Genomic DNA, 18,898 nt, shown 5'->3' on the forward strand with positions numbered 1-18,898 from the left:
GGCGATCCCCGAGCCGCTCTATGCGCTCTTCGGGACGGGGTATCTGGGGTATACCGCGGCGCGTGAGTGGGGGAAGCGGCGGTGAGCGGTGCTGTCTTCGGGGCCGCGCGCGTGGCGTTCGGGGCTCTGGGTCCTGACTTTCGTCAGGATGACGTAAAGGGGGAAGGTAACCGGGAAGCTGACAGGGAAGTCGAGCGGGAGGGTGAGGGGGTCGTGCAGGGGGTGGATGCAGCGGACCGTTGCGTGGTCGAAAGCGCACCCTACATCGCGGTCATGAGTGCAAATGATCCCCACGCCATGCCGGTCTGGCACGGCACCACCATCCTTTCGGTCCGGCGCGGCGGCAAGGTCGTCGTGATCGGCGACGGCCAGGTCTCGATGGGCCAGACGGTCATGAAACCCAATGCGCGCAAGGTGCGGCGGCTCGGCGACGGGTCGGTGATCGGCGGGTTTGCCGGCGCGACCGCGGACGCCTTCACGCTGTTCGAACGGCTCGAACGCAAGCTGGAGCAGCATCAGGGGCAGTTGCTCCGCGCCGCGGTCGAGCTTGCCAAGGACTGGCGGACCGACAAGTTCCTGCGCAACCTCGAGGCGATGATGATCGTCGCGGACAAGGACGTGACGCTGATCCTGACGGGCAATGGCGACGTGCTCGAGCCCGAGAACGGCGTCGCGGCGATCGGATCGGGCGGCAACTACGCGCTCGCCGCGGCGCGCGCGCTGGTCGAGTATGAGAGCGACGCCGAGGTGCTGTGCCGCAAGGCGATGGGAATCGCGTCAGAGCTCTGCGTGTACACCAATGACCGGCTGACCGTGGAGTCGATGGACTCGACCAGCTGAAGACCCGGAAGCCCCTCTCCTTCAGGGGAGGGGTTGGGGTGGGGGGCTTCATCAAGCGCTCCGCCCGCGGATAGTCCCCACCCCCAACCCCTCCCCTGAAGGGGAGGGGCGAAGAAGAGTGATCATGAACGACCAGCTTACCCCCAAGGCCATCGTCGCCGCGCTTGACGCGCATATCATCGGCCAGGCCGCGGCCAAGCGCGCGGTCGCGGTGGCGATGCGTAACCGGTGGCGGCGCCAGCAGCTTAGCGAGGATCTGCGCGACGAGGTGACGCCGAAGAACATCCTGATGATCGGGCCGACCGGCTGCGGCAAGACCGAGATCAGCCGGCGTCTGGCCAAGCTCGCCGATGCGCCGTTCGTCAAGGTCGAGGCGACCAAGTTCACCGAGGTCGGCTATGTCGGCCGCGACGTCGAGCAGATCGCGCGCGACCTGGTCGAGGAGGCGATCCGGCTGGAGAAGGAACGCCGGCGGATCGCGGTGAAGGACAAGGCGGAGGAGGCGGCGATGGGCCGGCTGCTCGACGCGCTGGTCGGCAAGGATTCGAGCACCGCGACGCGCGAGAGCTTCAAGCAGCGGTTCCTCGACGGGCATCTGAACGCGGCCGAGGTCGAGATCGAGGTCGAGCAGACGCCGACGACGCCGTTCGAGATCCCCGGCGGTGCGCCGCAGATGATCAATATCGGCGAGATGATGAAGTCGCTGGGCGGCGGGCAGCAATTGAAGCGCCGCAAGCTGACGGTGACCGCGGCGTGGGACAAGCTGGTCGAGGAAGAGGCCGACAAGCGTCTCGACCAGGACGAGGTGAGTCGCGTCGCGCTGGCGGATGCCGAGGCGAACGGGATCGTGTTCCTCGACGAGATCGACAAGATCGCGGTGTCGGACGGGCGCGGCGGATCGGTGAGCCGCGAGGGCGTGCAGCGCGACCTGCTGCCGCTGATCGAGGGGACGACGGTCGCGACCAAATACGGGCCGATGAAGACCGACCATATCCTGTTCATCGCGAGCGGGGCGTTCCATGTCGCCAAGCCGAGCGACCTGCTGCCCGAATTGCAGGGGCGTCTGCCGATCCGGGTCGAGCTGAAGGGGCTGACCGAGGGGGATTTCGTCGCGATCCTGTCGGATACCAAGGCGTCGCTGCCGCTGCAGTACAAGGCGCTGATCGCCACGGAAGGCGTCGAGATCCGCTTCACCGAGGACGGCATCGCCGCGGTCGCACGGATCGCCGCGGAGGTGAATGCCGAGGTCGAGAATATCGGTGCGCGGCGGTTGCAGACGGTGATGGAGAAGCTGCTCGAGGACGTCAGCTACAATGCCGAGGATCGCGGCGGGTCGAGCGTGGTGATCGACGGGGCGTATGTCGACAGCCAGCTGAAGGAGATTGCGCGGAATACGGATCTCAGCCGGTTCGTGCTTTAGTCTGGGGGTTTTCGGGTGCGTTCGGGGGCGGGGGTGCCATTGCGCTCTCCCGCTCCGTTCGTGCTGAGCGAAGTCGAAGCACTGGGCGCAAGCCCTTCGACTTCGCTCAGGGCGAACGGGTGGGGGCGCAGGCCTTTCGACTTCGCTCAGGGCGAACGGGTGGGGGGCGGTTCCCGCCCTCTTCGTCATCCTGGGCTTGACCCAGGATCCAGGGTTACGGGCGGGGTCGCTTTTGGCTCTGGGTCCTGACTTTCGTCAGGATGACGCGGGGGGTGAGGTGGCGCGCGCCCCAACGGTCGTCAGCCTGGGGAGGCGGGGACCGTCGCGTGGCGGGCGCTACAGAACCACCGTCTGCGGGCGGGCGGCTTTCAGCGCGGCGAGGACCATGGTTTCCCAGATGGCGGGGTCGCCGGCGGCGGCCATGGTCTGGTCGGGTTCGCGCAGGGTGCGCAGGACCGCGAGCGCGTCGGGGAGATAGTCGGTCCAGGCGTCGTCGATCAGGCGCGACGCGGAGGCGGCGTCGCCGCCGGCGTTGGCGCTGATCCGCTGGCCCGCCAGGACGCGGGCGATGCGTTCGGCGATCGGGGTATTCGAGACGTCCATCAGTCTTCTCCTCGCAGGTCTGCCTATAGCAAACCCGCGAGGCAAAGACATGGGGCCTTAGCGTGCCGAACTGGGGCCGGCGCCGCGGCCCTGGCCGCCGGGGCGACCGCCACCGGCGGGGCGACCACCGCCCTGGCCGCCGGGACGACCGCCGCCCTGGGGACGACCGCCGCCGCCACCCTGGCCGCCGCCGCCCTGACCGCCACGGCTCGCGCCCGCATAGTTGCGGCCGGTGGTGCCGGTCGCGCGGGGCGCGTGGGTGGCGCGGGGACGCGCGGGATCGCGCGGACGGTCGATCCGGACCTCGGGATCGGCGCCCATCGTCTTGACGCGGGTCTGCTTGATCTGGTTCGACAGGTTGACGAAATCGTCGGGCAGCGGGCGGACCGTCACCTTCTGGCGGGTGATCCGCTCGATGTCGCGCAGATAGGCCTTCTCGTCATCCGCGCAGAACGCGACGGCGATGCCGCTGGCGCCCGCACGCGCGGTGCGGCCGATGCGGTGGACATACTGCTCGGCGACGTTGGGCAGTTCGAAGTTGATGACGTGGCTGACGCCCGAGACGTCGATGCCTCGCGCGGCGATGTCGGTCGCGATCAGGACCTTGACCTTGCCCTGCTTGAATTCGCCGAGGGCGCGCTCGCGCTGGCCCTGGCTCTTGTTGCCGTGGATCGCGTTCGAGGCGATGCCGTTGCCCGCGAGCAGCTTCACGACGCGGTCCGCGCCGTGCTTGGTACGCGTGAAGACGAGCGCGCGGTCGATCGCGGGATCACCCAGCGTGATCGTCAGCAAAGCCTGCTTTTCCGACTGGTTGCAGAAGGTGACATACTGGTCGACGCGCTCCGCGGTGGTCGCGGCTGGCTTGACCGACACCGTCTTCGGATCGAGCAGGAACTGCGAGGCGAGGTCGCGGATCGCGGTCGGCATCGTTGCCGAGAAGAAGAGCGTCTGGCGCTTCTTCGGCAGCATGCGGACGATCTTCTTGAGCGCGTGGATGAAGCCGAGGTCCATCATCTGGTCGGCTTCGTCGAGCACGAGGATCTCGATCATCGACAGGTTGCAGAAGCCCTGCTCGATCAGGTCGATCAGGCGGCCCGGCGTGGCGACGAGGATGTCGACGCCGCGGCTGAGGTCCTGGCGGTTCTTGTTGATGCTGGTGCCGCCGAAGACGGTGGTCACCGACATCTTGCTGAACTGGCCGTAGGCGCGTGCGCTGTCGGCGATCTGGCTGGCGAGTTCGCGCGTCGGCGCGAGGACGAGCATGCGGCAATGCGTCGGCAGGACGCGCTTCTGCGTCTCGGTCAGGCGCTGGATCGAGGGGAGCACGAACGCGGCGGTCTTGCCGGTGCCGGTCTGCGCGATGCCGAGCAGATCGCCGCCCTCGAGCAGGATCGGGATCGACTGGGCCTGGATCGGCGTCGGCTCGGTATAGCCCTTGGCTTCGAGCGCGCGGACGAGGGGCTCGGCGAGGCCGAGGTTGGAAAAGGACATGAATAGTCTCTCAAATGTGCCGGGCTCGCGAATCCACAGGAGGACGCGCGAGGGGCGTGGTGTTTTGACACCCCGCGTGAAAAGGGAAGCCCGTTAGAAACGACCGAGGCGGAGCCTGGACCTTGTTCAGGTCCGATCACGCTGCATGACACCTCGATGGCGGTCAGATGCGCGCGACCGGCCGAAAAGTCAAGAGTGGCCGGGTCGGGGCGGCTCTGGCCCCGTCCTCAGGCCCCGTCCTCAGCTGCGCGTCTGGGTCAGGTGGAGATAGCGTTCGTTGAATTCGGCGGCGTCGCGCAGCGCGCACCAGTCGACGACGCCGATCTGCCGCTTGCGGCGCGTGATCAGCCCGTCGGTCTCGAGCGCGCGGAGCACGCGGTTGACGTGGACCGGGGTCAGGCCGAGCGCATCGCCCATCTGTTCCTGCGTCATCGGCAGTTCGTAGCTGCCGTCCGCGTCGCTGAGCGAGGAGGCGCGCAGCCGGGCGGAGAATTCGCAGAGCAGGTGCGCGAGCCGCATCTTGGCGTTGCGGCGGCCGACGTTGAGCAGCCATTCGCGGTGGATCGACGCCTCGACCAGCGCCTCGATCCACAAGGCGGTGGCGATCTTCGGCGAGACCGCGACGATCTCGCGCAGCGCGGGGATCGGGATCTCGGCGACGGTGATCCGGGTCAGCGCCTGGACGTCGTGATCCGATTCCTCGAGAAACAGGTTCTGGAGATCGATGAAGTCTCCGGGCATCAGGATCGAGACGATCTCGCGCTCGCCGTCGGGGGTGAGCTTCTGGCGATAGGCGAAGCCGTCGATCACAAACGCGCAGCGCAGCGGGCGTTGCCCCTCGCGCAGCATATAGGTCGACTGGTCGATCGTGCGCAGCTTGCACGGCAGCGCCGCGATCGCCACGCGATCCGCCGCGCTCAGCTCGACCCAGGTCGCGAGCTTGGCAATCAGATGATCGGTGACGACGATGGGGTAATCCACATGCAGGCTCCGCTCGGGCGGGAGCATATCGAACTCTCAGTCGCCGGGTTAAGCATAGCTTGCCCAGAGGCGCCCTGCACTATCACAGGCGTTATAGTCTCGCTCAAACATAGGTTAGACGCGCATTTCGGAAATTGTCGGTTATTGTAAGAAAATGTCGGGTGCCTCGCGCTATACGGATGGCGCGGAACCGATCGTCGCGCAGGGGCGTAGACGCCTTGCGAGAAACAGGGGCGAACACTGGGCGCGGCAGCGCCGGTCGCCCCGGCCGTCGCGTCGAACGCACAGGATGTCGCTGATGCCGCGATACAGATTTCAGATCGCCCTGCGCGGCGAGGTGATCGAGGATCACGAGGGGATCGAGCTAGCGCACCGCGCGGCGGCGATCGAGCATGCGATCGTCGCGATGCGCGAGATGCTGGCGGAGGACATCCGCCAGGGCTGTGTCGACCTGACGATGCGGATCGAGATCATCGAGGGTTGCGGTGCGACGGTCCACGTCGCCGACTGTGCCGCGGCGATGGCGGCCGGGACGATGCCGGCCCGCCGCCGCGCCTGACGCGCGGCGGGCGGGCCGACGATCCTTACCAGTGGCCCTTACCAGTGGCCGGTGTTGGGCATCGACGCCCAGGGCTCGGCGGGATCGAGCCGGCCGTCCTGCAACAGCTCGATCGAGATGTTGTCGGGGGTGCGGACGAACGCCATGTGGCCGTCGCGCGGCGGCCGGTTGATCGTCACCCCGGCGTCCTGAAGCCGCTGGCAGGTCTCGTAGATATTGTCGACGCGGTAGGCGAGATGGCCGAAATTGCGGCCTTCGCCATACTCTTCCGGATCCCAATTGTGCGTCAGCTCAACCTCGGCGCTCTCGTCACCGGGCGCGGAGAGGAAGATCAGCGTGAAGCGACCCTGCTCGTTTTCGAGGCGGCGGGCCTCCTTCAGCCCGAGCAGCTCGAAGAACGCGATCGTCTTGGCCGGATCGGTGACCCGGATCATCGTGTGCAGATATTTCATGGACGGCCTTTTCGGGTTGGATCGCCGGTAGATAGGCGGCGCCCCGTCGGGGTTCCAGAGGGGCGGGTGGGGTTGTGGCCCCCTCCCCCGCAACTCCCCGCTGCGGCTCTTCAAGGTCGACTGAGGCCCAGGCACCCCCGCACGACGGACGCGGACGCGCACCGTCATCCCCGCCCCCCTCCCGTCATCCCCGCGAAGGCGGGGATCCAGACGGGCAACCGCTGCGAGTCATCAGCAAACGCATAGACTATGGATCCCCGCCTCCGCGGGGATGACGAAGGGGGCTGCGACACCGTCACCCCCCCCCCGTCATCCTGACGAAAGTCAGGATCCAGAGTTACGCGCGGTATCGGTATTGGCTCTGGATCCTGACTTTCGTCAGGATGACGGCAATCGGCGAACGGCCCACACCTTCGCCCCAGCCTACCGCAACACCACCGACAACCCATCGAGCACGAACTGCACCGCCAGCGCCGCCAGCAGCACGCCGAGCAGCCGCGTGATCACCGCCTCGATCTTCGCGCCCAGGATCCGCATGATCGGCCCCGCCGCGAGCAGCGCGACCAAAGTCAGCAACAGGATCGTCACCATCGCCGCCAGCACCACCGCCGAGCGCTCGATCCCGCTGTTGCGGCTCATCAGCAGCATCACCGACGCGATCGAACCCGGCCCGGCGATCATCGGCATCGCCATCGGGAAGATCGACACGTCGTCGGCCTCGGGATCGCTCGCGACCTTGGCGGCGCGGTCCTCGCGGCGTTCGGTGCGCTTTTCGAACACCATCTCCAGCGCGATCAGGAACAGCATGATCCCGCCCGCGATCCGGAAGCTCGCCAGGCTGATCCCCAGCCCCTTGAGCAACGCCTCGCCGAACAGCGCGAACACGAACAGGATCGCCGCCGACACGCCGACCGCGCGGATCGCCATCGCGCGCTTCTGCGCCGCCGACGCGCTCGCCGACAGCCCGGCATAGATCGGCGCGCAGCCCGGCGGATCGATCACCACGAAGAAGGTGATCAGCGACGAGATATAGAGCTCGATCATGCGCCGGCCCGGTCGAGCGCCGCCTCGTCGATCGCCACCCCTTCGCGACGCCCCGCCGAGACGAGCGTATTGCGCAACAGGCACGCGATCGTCATCGGCCCGACGCCGCCCGGCACCGGCGTGATCGCGCCCGCGACCCCGACCGCGCTCGCGAAATCGACATCGCCGACCAGCCCGGCCTCGGTCCGGTTGATGCCGACGTCGATCACGGTCGCGCCGGGCTTCAGCCAGTCGCCCTTGATCATCTCGGGAATCCCGACCGCGGCGACGACGATGTCCGCGGCGCCGACATGCGCGCGCACGTCGCGCGTCCGGCTGTGCACGACGGTCACCGTGCAGCTCTCGCGCAGCAGCAATTGCGCCATCGGCTTGCCGACGATGTTCGACCGCCCGACGACCACCGCCTCCATCCCGCTCAGGTTCGGCACGACACTTTTGAGCAGCATCACGCAGCCGAGCGGCGTGCACGGCACGAACCCCGCCGAACCCGTCGCCAGCCGCCCCGCATTGATCGGGTGGAAGCCGTCGACATCCTTGTCGGGATCGATCGCCGCGATCACCGCCTGCTCGTCGATATGCTTGGGCAGCGGCAGCTGGACGAGGATCCCGTCGATCGTCGGATCGGCGTTCAGGTCCGCGACCAGCACGAGGAGCGCCTCGGCCCCGACATCGGCGGGCAGCCGGTGCTCGACGCTCACCATCCCCGCCTCGCGCGTCGCCTTGCCCTTCGACCGGACATAGACGTTGGACGCGGGGTCTTCGCCGACCAGCACCACCGCGAGCCCGGGCGCGCGGCCCGCCGCTGCGGCAAAGGCGGTGACGCCGGTGGCGATACGGGCCCGGAGGCCGGCGGCGAAGGCCTTGCCGTCGATGATGGTCGCACTCATGCCCGCCGTCCTAAAGCGCGGCGGCGATTTCCGCCAGCGCAGGCGTGTCGCCCGCGACATGCAGGCGTTTCAGCCGCGCGGTCTCGCCCGCGACGATTCTCACCGCGCGTTTGGGCACGCCGAAGCTCTTGGCGACCAGCGCGATCAGCGCGGCATTCGCGGCGCCATCGACCGGCGCCGCCGCGAGCCTTGCGGCCAGATGCTCCGGCGTTCCCGCCGCCAGCGCATCCCGCCCGCCGCGCGGCGTCACGCGGACCGCGATCGCCAGACCGCCGTCCACCGCACGCCAGGCGGCCGGTTCGCTCACAGCCCGGGGGCGAGCAGGCTTTGTGCGATGTTCGGCACGACGATGTTGGTCAGGATGTACAGGATCAGCAGCACGACGAGCGGCGACAGGTCGAGCGTGCCGAAATCGGGCAGGATCCGCCGGATCGGCCGATAGAGCGGCTCGGTGATCCGCTGCAACGCCTCCCATACCGACCGGACGACATTGCTCTGCGTGTTGATGATGTTGAACGCGATGAGCCACGACATCACCGCCTGGATCATGATGACCCACCAGACGAGGTTGAGCAGCAACTGGACGATCTGAAGAAGGGCGAGCAAGGCAAGGGTCTCCGCTGGTGTATGCCTTATATAAGGCAGCGGACCGACAACGAGAACCCCGCCCCCTCCAAACAACCCCCTTCCGTCACCCTGAAGAAAGAAGAGCATCCCCCTGCCCCAACGCCGTCATCCTGACGAAAGTCAGGATCCAGAGCCAAGCAGCGTCATCCCCCGTAACCCTGGATCCTGGGTCAAGCCCAGGATGACGAAAAAGGGGTAACCCTGCCCCAACTCCGTCATCCTGACGAAAGTCAGGACCCAGAGCCAAGCAGCGTCAGCCCCCGTAACCCTGGATCCTGGGTCAAGCCCAGGATGACGGGAAGAAGAACTCCCTACCGCGCCCGCCCGTTCGCACTCACCAGCGTCCCCGCCCCCTGCCGCGTAAAAATCTCCAGCAGCATCGCATGCGGCACGCGCCCGTCGATGATCACCGCCGCGTCGACGCCCGATCCGACCGCCGCGACGCAGGTCTCGAGCTTGGGGATCATCCCCCCCGTGATCGTCCCGTCGGCACGCAGCTCGGCGATCTTCGCGGGATCCAGATCGGTCAGCAATTCGCCCTGCTTGTCGAGCACGCCGACCACGTCGGTCAGCAGGAAGAACCGCGCCGCGCCCATCGCCGCGGCGATCGCGCCCGCCATCGTGTCGGCGTTGATGTTGTAGGTGTGGCCGTCCGCCCCGATCCCGATCGGCGCGATCACGGGGATGATGTCCGCGGCGATCAGCGTGTCGAGGATCGTCCGGTCGACCGCGATCGGCTCGCCGACGAACCCCAGGTCGACATGCCGCTCGATCCCCTGCAGCTTGTCGGGCTCGCGCCCGTGCCCGACCTTCTGCGCCAGGACGAGCCCGGCGTCCTTCCCCGAAATCCCGACCGCGCGGCCGCCCGCCTGGCCGATCCAGCCGACGATTTCCTTGTTGATCGATCCCGCCAGCACCATTTCGGCGATCTGCGCGGTCTCCTTGTCGGTCACGCGCAGCCCGTCGACGAACCGCGATTCGACCCCCAGCCGCTTCAGCATCGAGCCGATCTGCGGCCCCCCGCCATGCACCACGACCGGGTTGATCCCGACCGCCTTCAGCAGCACCATGTCCTCGGCGAAATCGCGCTGCAGCTCGGGGTCGCCCATCGCGTGCCCGCCATATTTCACGACGAAGGTCTTGCCGGCATAACGCTGCAGATAGGGCAGCGCCTCGGTCAGCGTCTCGGCCTTGGCGAGCAGGGCGGGATCGGGCGTATGATCGGTCATCCCGCCCCCTTAGCCAGTTGAGGGGGGGAGCGAAAGCCGCCGGGGGCCCGCCTGCCTCCCTGTTCTCCCGCGAAGGCGGGAGCCCAGTCTGGGTCCCCGCCTTCGCGGGGACACATCAGGTGGCCGGCCCGGTCAAACCCGGTCCAGCCGCCGCCCCAGCCGCACGAAGAACGTAATCGCAAACGGCACCAGCACCACCGACAGCACGACCTTGGTCAGCATCTGCCCCGCCATCAGCTCGACGATCGGCCGCGCGCCGAGGAACGAGATGGTGATGAACAGCACCGTGTCGATCACCTGCGACACGATGCTCGCGATCATGCCGCGCAGCCACACCAGCCGCCCCTCGCCGCCGACCGGCCCCGCCAGCCGCGCGAAGATCAGCACGTTGAGCGTCTGCGAGATCCCGTAGGAGATCAGCCCCGCCATCATCATCCGTGCGCCCTGCCCGACGACGACCGGGAAGGCGTCGACCGCGGGCGGGTACATCCCCGGATCATGCGGCAGCGCGAGCACCAGCTGGATCAGCGCGGCCGACACCAGCAGCGGAATGAACCCCAGCCGCACCAGGAACGTCGCGGTCTTCTGCCCGTGCAGTTCCGAAATCGCGCTGCTGATCACCACCAGCAGCAGGAACGCGAAGATCCCCGCCTCGACCGCGAGCGGCCCGAGCGCGACCTGTTTCACCCCCAGCACGCCGGCGATGCACACCATGCCGCCATAGAGGACAGAGAAAATGAAGAGCGAACGCGGGAACGCGGGAAGGTCTGTGGTCATCGCGCCGGACGCTAGCGAAATGCCGCGCGCCGTCAAATGCCTAGCCCCCATGAAACCGCGCCGTGAAAGCGTGCGGGCGTCAAATGACTGGCGAGCACGGCGTACCCGTGTCATGTCGGCCGCTTGCGCAGCCGGGGGGCCGCGTGTGTCACCGTACCAAAACGCAGGGCGTCCATGGAAAGACTGATCATCGGCCTTGCAGGCATCGCCGTCATCCTCGGCATCGCGGTGCTGCTGTCGAGCGACCGCCGCGCGATCCGGCTGCGGATCGTCGGCGCCGCCTTCGCGCTCCAGGCGGGCATCGCGATCCTCGTGCTCTATTCGAGCTTCGGCAAGGTCGTGCTCGGCAGCATGTCGGGCGGCGTCGCCAATCTGCTCGGCTATTCGCAAAAGGGCACCGAATTCCTGTTCGGCAAGATGGCGACCCCCGAGATCGGCGGCCAGAGCTTCGCGATCGCCGCGCTCCCCGTCATCATCTTCTTCGCCAGCCTCGTCTCGATCCTCTATTATCTTGGCATCATGCAGTTCGTGGTGCGCTGGGTCGGCGGCGGCATCGAGAAGGTGATCGGCGTGTCGAAGGTCGAATCGCTCTGCGCGGCCGCCAACATCTTCGTCGGCCAGAGCGAATCGCCGCTCGTCATCCGCCCCTATCTCGCCGGCCTCACCCCCGCGCAGCTCTTCACCGTGATGACCAGCGGGATGGCCGGCGTCGCGGGCACGATCCTCGCGGCTTACGCCTCGATGGGGATCCGCATCGACTATCTGCTCGCCGCCAGCTTCATGGCCGCGCCGGGCGGGATCCTGATGGCGAAGATCATCATGCCCGACCGCGTCACGCCGCCCGAGGGCGAACTCGCGCTCGGCGACCTGCCCGGCGAATCCTCCGCGGGCGAACCCATGCCGCAGGCGACGCATGACGAGGAAAAGCCCGCCAACCTGATCATGGCGGCGGCGCAGGGCGCGCAGACCGGCGTCCGCCTCGCGGTCGCGGTCGGCGCCATGGTGCTCGCCTTCGTCGCGCTGGTCGCCCTCGCCAACGGCCTGCTCGGCGGGCTCGGCAACATGATCGGGCTGCCGGGGCTGAGCTTCCAGGGGCTGCTCGGCTATGTCTTCGCGCCGATCATGTTCCTCTTGAACGTGCCGTGGAGCGAGGCGGGGATCGCCGGCGGGCTGTTCGGACAGAAGATCGTGCTGAACGAATTCGTCGCCTATATCTCGCTCGGCACGCAACCCGGGCTCAGCCCGCGGACGATCGCGGTGATCACCTTCTCCTTGTGCGGCTTCGCCAATTTCTCGTCGATCGCGATCCAGATGGCGGTGACCGGCAGCCTCGCCCCCAACCAGCGCCCGATGATCGCCAAACTCGGCCTCCGCGCCCTCGCCGCCGGCAGCCTAGCCAACCTCATGTCTGCCGCCCTAGCCGGCCTCCTGATCAGCTAAACATACCCCTCTCCCCCCCGGGGGAGAGGGAGGGGCCCACGCGAAGCGTGGGAGGGTGAGGGCACGAGAGGCTCGAGACCGCTCATCCCAACCACCCCTCACCCTCCCGTCGCCTAAAGGCTCCTCCTTCCCTCTCCCCCAAGGGGAGAGGGACCCCAAAACCCCTCTCCCCCAGGGGGAGAGGGAGGGGCCCACGCGCTCTTGCGCGTGGGAGGGTGAGGGCAAGCGAGGCTCGAGACCCTCACCCCCTCACGGCAGCATCACCGTATCGATCACATGGATCAGCCCGTTCGACTGGCGCACATCGGCGATCGTGATCCGCCCCTTGTGCCCCTTGCCGTCCATGATGCCCCAGCCGCTGCCCGACTTCATGAACATCAGCGGCTCACCCTGCACGGTGGTGTAGCTGGCCGTCCCGCCATCCGCCTTGGCCTTGGCGGCGATGTCGGCGGCCATGATCGTCCCCGGCACGACATGATAGGTCAGCACGCCCGCCAGCTGCGCCTTGTTCTCGGGCTTGAGCAGCGTGTCGACGGTCCCCGCGGGCAGCTTCGCAAACGCGGCATTGGTCGGCGCGAAGACCGTGAACGGCCCCGGCCCCGACAGCGTCTCGACCAGGTCGGCGGCCTTGACCGCGGCGACCAGCGTCGTGTGATCCTTCGAATTGACCGCATTCTCGACGATCGTCTTGGTCGGGTACATCGCGGCGCCGCCGACCATCGGGTTGGTCTGCGCGGCGACCAGCGCGGTGCCGCTGACGGCGACAGCGGCGGCAATGATCGTGGTACGAAACAGGGGGGTCATGACAGTCTCTCCTGATCGGCGCCGATGATCCGGCTGCCGCAGCGAAGATACGGCCACCCCGGCCGCAACGATGCACACGCTTTTTTACATTCCGGTGCGCAATGTTTCCCAGGCGGCAATCTCTTCGTCATGCCGCCGCGCGATCACCAAGTCGCGCGCACCGGTTTCACCCGGATCCAGATCGACCGTCACCGACCCGGTCCATTCGACCGTCGCATTGCCCGACAGCGTCACCATGCCGTCCGCCCCCGCCTCGGCGCGGACCAGCCCGCCGCGGTTGAACACCGTCGTCGGCGTGTCGTACGCGATCCGCCCCGTCAGGCACGCGGCAAAGGTCGACGCCGCCATCGCGCTGCCGCAACTGTCGGTCAGCCCGACCCCGCGCTCATGCGTGCGGACGAACAGGTCGGTCCCGCGCACCTCGACAAAGCTCACATTGGCGCGGTTGGGCAGCCAGTCGGGCGCCGCCTCGCACGCCATGCCGACGCGGACCAGCTCGGCATCGTCGACCGCCTCGACGAACGCCACCAGATGCGGGTTGGGCATCGCCACCGCGGTAAACGCGCGCGTCGAGGGCAGCCCGGCCAGCGGCGCCTCGACGATCTGGTCCGCATCGACATGCATCGGCCACGCCGCAACGTCGAGCGACGCCGGCCCCGCGGTCTCGCGCACCGTGAACACGCCCGGCGCAATCTCCGCGTCGCGCACGACCAGCGCATCGCTGGTCTTCAGCCGAGCGGTCGCGCGCGTCAGCCCGGTCGCGGCGAACCCCGCACGCGCGACACAGCGCAGCCCGTTGAGGCACGTCTCCGATTCGCTCCCGTCCGAATTGAACATCCGCATCCCGAACGCCCGCCCCTGCGCGTCGCCGCCCGTCAGCAGCAGCAGCCCGTCACCCCCGACCGGCCCCGCACGATCCGCCAGCGCGCGTGCGACCCGCGCCCAGTCCGCATCGCCCAGCGACAGCGCACGCGCGTCGATCAGCGGGAAATCGTTGCCGGAGCCGTGACATTTGATCAGATCGAAGCGCATGCCGCGCCCTTACCCGCGTCGCCGCGCAAAGGCGAGCCGCCGCCCCCCTCGCGCCCTCTGACGTCCCCGTCCTCATAATGTGTCGCCAGCCGGTCGAGCGCGAGCGTCAGCACCAGCCGCCCCGCACGCGCTGGCCAGGACAGCGCGCGCTCCGCCGCGGGCAGCCCCTCGCCCGCGCACACCACCCGCCACAGTATATCCGCGAGCCCCGGCCCCGCCGCCGCGATCGCCGCATCGAACCGCCGCTTCGCCGCGATCTGCGCGACGGTCGGGTCAAGCGCATCCTGCCCGCCGCCATCGACCCGCGGCGTCCAGCGCATCGTCACGCTCGGCGCGATCGACGCGGTCTCGTACGCCGCGCGCAACCGCTCGCCCGCCGCAAACTGCCGCGCATCGATGAGCCCGCGCGACCGCAGCCAGGTCAGCGGCGACTCCGCCCGGTTGACCGTCACACTCCGCCCGCCCCGCGCGACACCTTCCCTCTGCACTTCCCGGCCAAGGTCCCGCTCAACCACCCTGTCAGCTTCCCTGTCAGGCTCCCGCCGCATGCCCCGCCCGTCGATCGCGACCTCGATCAGATCCTGCATGCGCCGCCCTTTCCATTTGCCGAGTCCCGTTTGTCTTGCCATATTCGACCAGAAATTGCAAGAGAAACTAACCTATCTGGTTTGTGCAAGCGACGGAGCCTGTCGATGATCACTGCTATCCGTGCCGTCCGCCGCGCCAAGGGACTGACGCTCGACGACGTTGCAAGGCGTTGTGATCCCCCGACAACCGCGCAGACGATCGGCCGGCTCGAGACGGGGACGCGGACCGTGTCGGTCGGCTGGCTCAACCGGATCGCCGCCGCGCTCGACGTCGCCGCGGTCGATCTCGTGACGATGCCCGAACGCGCCGATCTGCCCGTCGTCGCGATCCTGGATTCGACCGGAATTCAAGCCCCTACCCGCCCCAACCTCGCCACCCCGCCGCATGTCGAGCCGGGTCAGGTCGCGGTCACGGTGGCGGCCGGCGTCGGCGACTATCGCACGGGCGACGTGCTCTGGTGCACCACGCTCAGCCCCGACGAGTTCGAGAGCGCGCTCTACCGCGACGTGCTCGTCCCCCGCCCCGCCGGCCGCTTCGCCTTTGGCCGTCTGGTCGCGCTAACCGACGGCAGTCCCACGCTTATTCCGGTCGGCGACGATGCCGCGCCCCAGCAGATCGAGCGCCCCGTCTGGATCGCCCGCGCTGTCCGCCTGATCCGCACGCTCTGAGTCGTAGCCCCGCATTGACGGCCCGGAGGCGGCGGGCCATCGCTGCCGCATGATCCGCGGCTTTTTCCTCTCGCTCGGCCAGCTCGGCGATCCGCCGGTGCTGCGCGTCTTTGCCAAGTCGATGGCGGTGACGTTGCTCGTCTTCGCCGCGCTCGGCCTGCTCATGTGGCTGGGCGCAAAGGCGATTTTCGCCGCCTGGCTCGGCAGCGACCAGGCCGGGATCGCCGCCGCGGTCGCGCTGTTTCTGACCATCCTCGCGGTCTGGATCCTGTTTCGCGCGGTCGCGATCGCGGTCGTCGGGATCTTCGCCGACGATGTCGTCGCCGCGGTCGAGGCGCGGCATTATCCCGCCAGTCTCGCCACCGCGCGGCCCGTGCCGTTCGCGCGCAGCCTCGCCATGGGATTGCGCTCGGCGTTCCGCGTCCTGCTCGTCAACCTGTTGATGGTGCCCGTCTATATCGGCCTGCTCGTCACCGGTGTGGGGACCGCGGCGGCGTTTTTCGTGGTCAATGGCTGGCTGCTCGGGCGCGATCTCGGCGACATGGTCGCGGCGCGCCACATGGACGCCGCGGCGATGCGGGGCTGGCGTGCGACGACGCGGGCGTCGCGGTTCGTGCTGGGTCTTGCGAACACCGCGCTGTTCGTGGTTCCGATCCTCAACATCGCCGCCCCCGTGCTGGGCGCGGCGATGGCGACGCATTTTTATCACGGGACGCGCGCAGCGGTGCGCGCCCGGGGGACCAGCTGATGACGAGATCACGTGTCAACGCGTTGAAAGGCTTCGCAATCCCGCGGTCCGCCCCGGGCCTGGCTATGGCCCTCGGCCTCGCGCTCGCGGGCTGCGCCGCGCCCGTCGCGACCGCCCCGGTCGGTCGCCCCGCCATCCCCTATACCAGCGTCGGGCTCGAACGCGTGATCGGCCAGACCGCCGCCGGCCTGACCCGGCTGTTCGGGGATCCCGACGCCGATGTCCGCGAGGGCGCGGCGCGCAAGCTCCAGTTCCAGAGCGGAATTTGCGTGCTCGACGCCTATCTCTACCCCGCCGGATCGGGTGAGCCCAAGGTCACCTATATCGACGCGCGCGAGCTCGACGGCAGCACGATCGACCGCGCCAGCTGCGTCGCCGCGCTCACCCGCCGCGACGGCGGCCGCTAAGCCGCTCAGGGCCCGGGCGGCGGCACCGTTTCGGTCGCGCCCGCCGCGCCGACCGGGATCCGCGTCGCGGGTAGCGCCGCCTGGCATTCGGGCGGCGGCGCCGGTGGCCGGCGGTGGAGATGATCGATCTCCGCCTGTCGCCGGTGCAGGTAGAAGGCGCGCGACGATGCATAGGGATCGCCCACATCGTCATGCAAACACTTGAGAGTTTCGTCGAAATCGGCGCGGTGGTCGAGCGCGCCGAGCACGCCGGCCGGCACCGTGTAGCTCGCATCGGTGAACGGCGACCCGATCGCCGTGGGCAGCAGCAACCGGTCGAGCGTCCCGCCGATCAGGTCGCGCACCGTCGTCGGCCCGACCAGCGGCAGGAACAGGAACGGCCCGTTGCCGATGCCGTGATAGCCCAATGTGTTGGCAAAGCCGTTCGACCGGCGCGGCAGCCGGAACGGCCGCTTCTTGGCGACGTCGATGACCCCCGCCGCGCCGACCGTCGAATTGATTACGAACCGCCCGACCGTCTCGGCCGCCTTGCCCGGCTTGAACTGCAGCAGGAAGTTCACGAACACGATCGGCTCGCGCAAGTTATAGAGAAAATTGTGAATACCCTTGCGGATCGGGCTCGGCACCTTGCGCTTGTAGACCCGCGCCACGGGTCCCACGACCGCGCTGTCGACCGCCTGGGTCGCGCCGAACGCCTGGGCATTGACCCCGCGAAGCGGATCCCCCGCATCCCGCGACTGCCCGACGACGACGATGTCCTTCTGCGCGTTCGGCTCGGCAGGCACGGGCGCAGGAACCGGGGCGGTCTGCGGCGCTGCAACCGGCGCTACGGGCACCACGGGCGGCGATACCGGCACGACGGGCGATTCGGGCTCGCGCTGCTCGTCCGCAACCACCGCTGACGGCGCGACCGGGACCGGCGCGACGGGCAGCGGGTCGACGGCCTGCACCGCCAGCGCGGCGACCATCGTAGCAGTGGAAAATGCCAACATATGCAATCATCGCCCCTTGGACCGCCACCGCTGTCCGCATTGCCCCCGCAAGGCAAGTCTCGAATGCGCGCCCCTACACCGCCGTTCGTGAATAATTTCCCCTGTCGCGCGTCACTTGGCCCGCGTCAGCTTAAGTTCGCCCGGTCCCATTCCGCGCGGACGCCGTCGTCATTTTCGCCGCCACGACGCTGCGCTTCCTCGGCCGCGAATCGCACCGCGTCGAGTCGCGACAAGGCCCACACCGCCGTCCCGCGCACCACCGGCACCGGGTCGCCCAGCAACGCCGCGACGCCCTCCGACAAGGCCGGATCGCCACTATTCCCCGCCGCGATCAACGCGTTGCGCACCATCTTGTCGCGCCCGATCCGCTTGATCGGCGATCCGGCAAAGACCTGACGGAATCCCGCATCGTCGAGCGCGATCAGGTCGGCAAGCTCGGGCGCGACCAGCTCGGCCCGCGGCGCAAAGGCGAGATTGGCGTTCGCCGCGGCGGCGAACTTGTTCCACGGACACACCGCCAGGCAATCGTCGCAGCCATAGATGCGGTTGCCGATACCCGCCCGGAATTCCTCAGGAATTACCCCCGCATGCTCGATCGTCAGATACGAGATGCAACGCCGCGCATCGAGCCTGTAGGGCGCCGGAAACGCATCGGTCGGGCATGCGCGCTGGCACGCGTCACAGCTGCCGCACAGATCCCGACCCGCGGCATCGCCCTTCAGCTCGAGCGTCGTGTAGATCGCGCCGAGGAACAGCCAGCTGCCCTCTTTCCGGCTGACCAGATTGGTGTGTTTGCCCTGCCACCCCAGCCCCGCCGCCTCCGCGAGCGGCTTCTCCATCACCGGGGCGGTGTCGACGAACACCTTGAGATCGAACGGATACTCGATACCGACCGCGTCGCTTGCGAGCCACCGGCCGAGCGCCTTCAGCTGCCGCTTGATGACGTCGTGATAATCCGCCCCCTGCGCATAGACCGAGATCCGGCCGACCTCGCCTTGCTCCGCCAGCCGCAGCGGATCGTCCTTCGGCGCATAGCTCATGCCCAGCGCGATGACGCTGCGCACCGCGGGCCACAGCCCGGCGGGGCTCGCCCGCTGCGCGCGCCGCTCCTCCATCCAGATCATGTCGCCATGCCGCCCTTCGGCCAGCCACTGGTGCAGCCGTTCGCCCGCCAGCGGCGCCGCATCCGCGCGCGCAATCCCACACGCCGCGAAGCCCAGTTCGGCCGCCTTGGCCTTCACGCGTGATTCGAGGTCGGATGGCTTGTCGTCGGGCACGTCCGCCCGCTACCACAGGCGATCGGCTTGAA

22 protein-coding genes and 1 pseudogene are annotated in these 18,898 nt (G+C 68.3%); 8 read left to right on the forward strand and 15 right to left on the reverse strand.

Features of this window, described 5'->3' with window-relative positions:
* The 3 genes and pseudogenes from GV027_RS21920 to hslU form a co-directional block, all read left to right on the forward strand.
* Positions 1–85 (forward strand): annotated as a pseudogene (locus GV027_RS21920) (3TM-type holin); the annotation flags it as partial.
* 212 nt (positions 86–297) lie between these two features.
* Complete coding sequence (gene hslV, locus GV027_RS14605; protein ID WP_081874259.1) at positions 298–840, forward strand: ATP-dependent protease subunit HslV; 543 nt, start codon at positions 298–300, stop codon at positions 838–840.
* 124 nt (positions 841–964) lie between these two features.
* Positions 965–2,260, forward strand: a complete 1,296-nt coding sequence (gene hslU / locus GV027_RS14610; RefSeq protein WP_031393589.1) for an ATP-dependent protease ATPase subunit HslU — start codon at positions 965–967, stop codon at positions 2,258–2,260.
* 336 nt (positions 2,261–2,596) lie between these two features.
* Here the strand turns inward: hslU and GV027_RS14615 are convergent, their stop codons facing one another.
* The 3 genes from GV027_RS14615 to GV027_RS14625 all read right to left on the reverse strand — a co-directional run bounded on the left by GV027_RS14615 (position 2,597) and on the right by GV027_RS14625 (position 5,335).
* Positions 2,597–2,863, reverse strand: a complete 267-nt coding sequence (locus GV027_RS14615; protein ID WP_037530941.1) for a hypothetical protein — start codon at positions 2,861–2,863, stop codon at positions 2,597–2,599.
* A 57-nt stretch (positions 2,864–2,920) separates the two neighbouring features.
* Positions 2,921–4,354: a DEAD/DEAH box helicase gene (locus tag GV027_RS14620; RefSeq protein ID WP_056679374.1), complete on the reverse strand. Its 1,434-nt coding sequence runs from the start codon at positions 4,352–4,354 to the stop codon at positions 2,921–2,923.
* A 240-nt stretch (positions 4,355–4,594) separates the two neighbouring features.
* A complete protein-coding gene (locus GV027_RS14625; RefSeq protein ID WP_236559243.1) occupies positions 4,595–5,335 on the reverse strand; it encodes a Crp/Fnr family transcriptional regulator in 741 nt (246 codons plus the stop codon).
* Positions 5,336–5,633: 298 nt separating this feature from the next.
* Between GV027_RS14625 and GV027_RS14630 the strand changes: the two genes are divergently transcribed.
* Positions 5,634–5,894: a DUF6894 family protein gene (locus tag GV027_RS14630; RefSeq protein ID WP_107045618.1), complete on the forward strand. Its 261-nt coding sequence runs from the start codon at positions 5,634–5,636 to the stop codon at positions 5,892–5,894.
* Positions 5,895–5,932: 38 nt separating this feature from the next.
* Here the strand turns inward: GV027_RS14630 and GV027_RS14635 are convergent, their stop codons facing one another.
* The 7 genes from GV027_RS14635 to GV027_RS14665 form a co-directional block, all read right to left on the reverse strand.
* Positions 5,933–6,346 (reverse strand): VOC family protein, encoded by a 414-nt coding sequence (locus GV027_RS14635; protein WP_037531709.1) that lies wholly within the window; start codon positions 6,344–6,346, stop codon positions 5,933–5,935.
* 423 nt (positions 6,347–6,769) lie between these two features.
* The gene (locus GV027_RS14640; protein ID WP_056406925.1) at positions 6,770–7,390 is read right to left on the reverse strand and encodes a MarC family protein; all 621 of its coding nucleotides are present in this window, start codon (positions 7,388–7,390) and stop codon (positions 6,770–6,772) included.
* Positions 7,387–8,277 carry a bifunctional methylenetetrahydrofolate dehydrogenase/methenyltetrahydrofolate cyclohydrolase FolD gene (folD, locus tag GV027_RS14645; RefSeq protein WP_159512314.1) on the reverse strand — a complete coding sequence of 297 codons (891 nt, stop codon included), beginning with the start codon at positions 8,275–8,277 and terminating at the stop codon, positions 7,387–7,389. The genes GV027_RS14640 and folD overlap by 4 nt, the downstream gene beginning before the upstream one ends.
* A gap of 10 nt (positions 8,278–8,287) precedes the next feature.
* Complete coding sequence (locus GV027_RS14650; protein WP_056406921.1) at positions 8,288–8,584, reverse strand: DUF167 domain-containing protein; 297 nt, start codon at positions 8,582–8,584, stop codon at positions 8,288–8,290.
* Complete coding sequence (locus GV027_RS14655; RefSeq protein ID WP_031395935.1) at positions 8,581–8,883, reverse strand: YggT family protein; 303 nt, start codon at positions 8,881–8,883, stop codon at positions 8,581–8,583. The genes GV027_RS14650 and GV027_RS14655 overlap by 4 nt, the downstream gene beginning before the upstream one ends.
* A 332-nt stretch (positions 8,884–9,215) precedes the next feature.
* Complete coding sequence (gene argB / locus GV027_RS14660) at positions 9,216–10,133, reverse strand: acetylglutamate kinase (protein ID WP_056406920.1); 918 nt, start codon at positions 10,131–10,133, stop codon at positions 9,216–9,218.
* Between the two features lie 132 nt (positions 10,134–10,265).
* Complete coding sequence (locus GV027_RS14665; RefSeq protein ID WP_031440508.1) at positions 10,266–10,910, reverse strand: queuosine precursor transporter; 645 nt, start codon at positions 10,908–10,910, stop codon at positions 10,266–10,268.
* A gap of 174 nt (positions 10,911–11,084) precedes the next feature.
* Here GV027_RS14665 and GV027_RS14670 point away from each other — a divergent pair, with 174 nt between their 5' ends.
* A complete protein-coding gene (locus tag GV027_RS14670; RefSeq protein ID WP_031440507.1) occupies positions 11,085–12,350 on the forward strand; it encodes a NupC/NupG family nucleoside CNT transporter in 1,266 nt (421 codons plus the stop codon).
* A gap of 249 nt (positions 12,351–12,599) precedes the next feature.
* Here the strand turns inward: GV027_RS14670 and GV027_RS14675 are convergent, their stop codons facing one another.
* From GV027_RS14675 to GV027_RS14685, 3 genes are all read right to left on the reverse strand, one after another.
* Entirely contained in the window at positions 12,600–13,154 is a 555-nt protein-coding gene (locus tag GV027_RS14675; protein ID WP_031395557.1) for a fasciclin domain-containing protein, read from the reverse strand.
* An 84-nt stretch (positions 13,155–13,238) separates the two neighbouring features.
* Positions 13,239–14,186 (reverse strand): diaminopimelate epimerase, encoded by a 948-nt coding sequence (dapF, locus tag GV027_RS14680; protein ID WP_159512316.1) that lies wholly within the window; start codon positions 14,184–14,186, stop codon positions 13,239–13,241.
* Complete coding sequence (locus GV027_RS14685) at positions 14,171–14,734, reverse strand: DUF6456 domain-containing protein (protein ID WP_236559349.1); 564 nt, start codon at positions 14,732–14,734, stop codon at positions 14,171–14,173. The genes dapF and GV027_RS14685 overlap by 16 nt, the downstream gene beginning before the upstream one ends.
* A 144-nt stretch (positions 14,735–14,878) precedes the next feature.
* On the opposite strand from GV027_RS14685, the gene GV027_RS14690 reads away from it, so the two are divergent.
* The 3 genes from GV027_RS14690 (at position 14,879) to GV027_RS14700 (ending at position 16,597) form a co-directional block, all read left to right on the forward strand.
* Positions 14,879–15,442 (forward strand): helix-turn-helix domain-containing protein, encoded by a 564-nt coding sequence (locus tag GV027_RS14690; protein WP_159512317.1) that lies wholly within the window; start codon positions 14,879–14,881, stop codon positions 15,440–15,442.
* A 49-nt stretch (positions 15,443–15,491) separates the two neighbouring features.
* Positions 15,492–16,190 (forward strand): EI24 domain-containing protein, encoded by a 699-nt coding sequence (locus GV027_RS14695; RefSeq protein WP_056406908.1) that lies wholly within the window; start codon positions 15,492–15,494, stop codon positions 16,188–16,190.
* Between the two features lie 65 nt (positions 16,191–16,255).
* Positions 16,256–16,597, forward strand: a complete 342-nt coding sequence (locus tag GV027_RS14700; protein WP_192008188.1) for a hypothetical protein — start codon at positions 16,256–16,258, stop codon at positions 16,595–16,597.
* Between the two features lie 5 nt (positions 16,598–16,602).
* On the opposite strand, the gene GV027_RS14705 is transcribed toward GV027_RS14700, so the two are convergent.
* Positions 16,603–17,589: an MlaA family lipoprotein gene (locus GV027_RS14705; RefSeq protein WP_236559244.1), complete on the reverse strand. Its 987-nt coding sequence runs from the start codon at positions 17,587–17,589 to the stop codon at positions 16,603–16,605.
* 125 nt (positions 17,590–17,714) lie between these two features.
* Positions 17,715–18,866 carry a tRNA epoxyqueuosine(34) reductase QueG gene (gene queG, locus GV027_RS14710; protein ID WP_159512319.1) on the reverse strand — a complete coding sequence of 384 codons (1,152 nt, stop codon included), beginning with the start codon at positions 18,864–18,866 and terminating at the stop codon, positions 17,715–17,717.
* Between the last annotated feature and the right edge of the window lie 32 nt (positions 18,867–18,898).

Source organism: Sphingomonas sp. T1 (genome assembly GCF_902506585.1).
Lineage (GTDB): Bacteria > Pseudomonadota > Alphaproteobacteria > Sphingomonadales > Sphingomonadaceae > Sphingomonas > Sphingomonas aerolata.

What these genes read in the sequence shown, in the direction of transcription:
- GV027_RS14675 (WP_031395557.1), bottom strand. Translation starts at nt 13,154, where the DNA reads ATGACCCCCCTGTTTCGTACCACGATCATTGCCGCCGCTGTCGCCGTC.
- GV027_RS14615 (WP_037530941.1), bottom strand. Translation starts at nt 2,863, where the DNA reads ATGGACGTCTCGAATACCCCGATCGCCGAACGCATCGCCCGCGTCCTG.
- GV027_RS14670 (WP_031440507.1), top strand. Translation starts at nt 11,085, where the DNA reads ATGGAAAGACTGATCATCGGCCTTGCAGGCATCGCCGTCATCCTCGGC.
- hslV (WP_081874259.1), top strand. Translation starts at nt 298, where the DNA reads ATGCCGGTCTGGCACGGCACCACCATCCTTTCGGTCCGGCGCGGCGGC.
- dapF (WP_159512316.1), bottom strand. Translation starts at nt 14,186, where the DNA reads ATGCGCTTCGATCTGATCAAATGTCACGGCTCCGGCAACGATTTCCCG.
- GV027_RS14690 (WP_159512317.1), top strand. Translation starts at nt 14,879, where the DNA reads ATGATCACTGCTATCCGTGCCGTCCGCCGCGCCAAGGGACTGACGCTC.
- GV027_RS14665 (WP_031440508.1), bottom strand. Translation starts at nt 10,910, where the DNA reads ATGACCACAGACCTTCCCGCGTTCCCGCGTTCGCTCTTCATTTTCTCT.
- GV027_RS14635 (WP_037531709.1), bottom strand. Translation starts at nt 6,346, where the DNA reads ATGAAATATCTGCACACGATGATCCGGGTCACCGATCCGGCCAAGACG.
- GV027_RS14700 (WP_192008188.1), top strand. Translation starts at nt 16,256, where the DNA reads ATGGCCCTCGGCCTCGCGCTCGCGGGCTGCGCCGCGCCCGTCGCGACC.
- GV027_RS14705 (WP_236559244.1), bottom strand. Translation starts at nt 17,589, where the DNA reads ATGTTGGCATTTTCCACTGCTACGATGGTCGCCGCGCTGGCGGTGCAG.
- GV027_RS14620 (WP_056679374.1), bottom strand. Translation starts at nt 4,354, where the DNA reads ATGTCCTTTTCCAACCTCGGCCTCGCCGAGCCCCTCGTCCGCGCGCTC.
- GV027_RS14695 (WP_056406908.1), top strand. Translation starts at nt 15,492, where the DNA reads ATGATCCGCGGCTTTTTCCTCTCGCTCGGCCAGCTCGGCGATCCGCCG.
- GV027_RS14630 (WP_107045618.1), top strand. Translation starts at nt 5,634, where the DNA reads ATGCCGCGATACAGATTTCAGATCGCCCTGCGCGGCGAGGTGATCGAG.
- argB (WP_056406920.1), bottom strand. Translation starts at nt 10,133, where the DNA reads ATGACCGATCATACGCCCGATCCCGCCCTGCTCGCCAAGGCCGAGACG.
- folD (WP_159512314.1), bottom strand. Translation starts at nt 8,277, where the DNA reads ATGAGTGCGACCATCATCGACGGCAAGGCCTTCGCCGCCGGCCTCCGG.
- hslU (WP_031393589.1), top strand. Translation starts at nt 965, where the DNA reads ATGAACGACCAGCTTACCCCCAAGGCCATCGTCGCCGCGCTTGACGCG.
- GV027_RS14685 (WP_236559349.1), bottom strand. Translation starts at nt 14,734, where the DNA reads ATGCGGCGGGAGCCTGACAGGGAAGCTGACAGGGTGGTTGAGCGGGAC.
- GV027_RS14640 (WP_056406925.1), bottom strand. Translation starts at nt 7,390, where the DNA reads ATGATCGAGCTCTATATCTCGTCGCTGATCACCTTCTTCGTGGTGATC.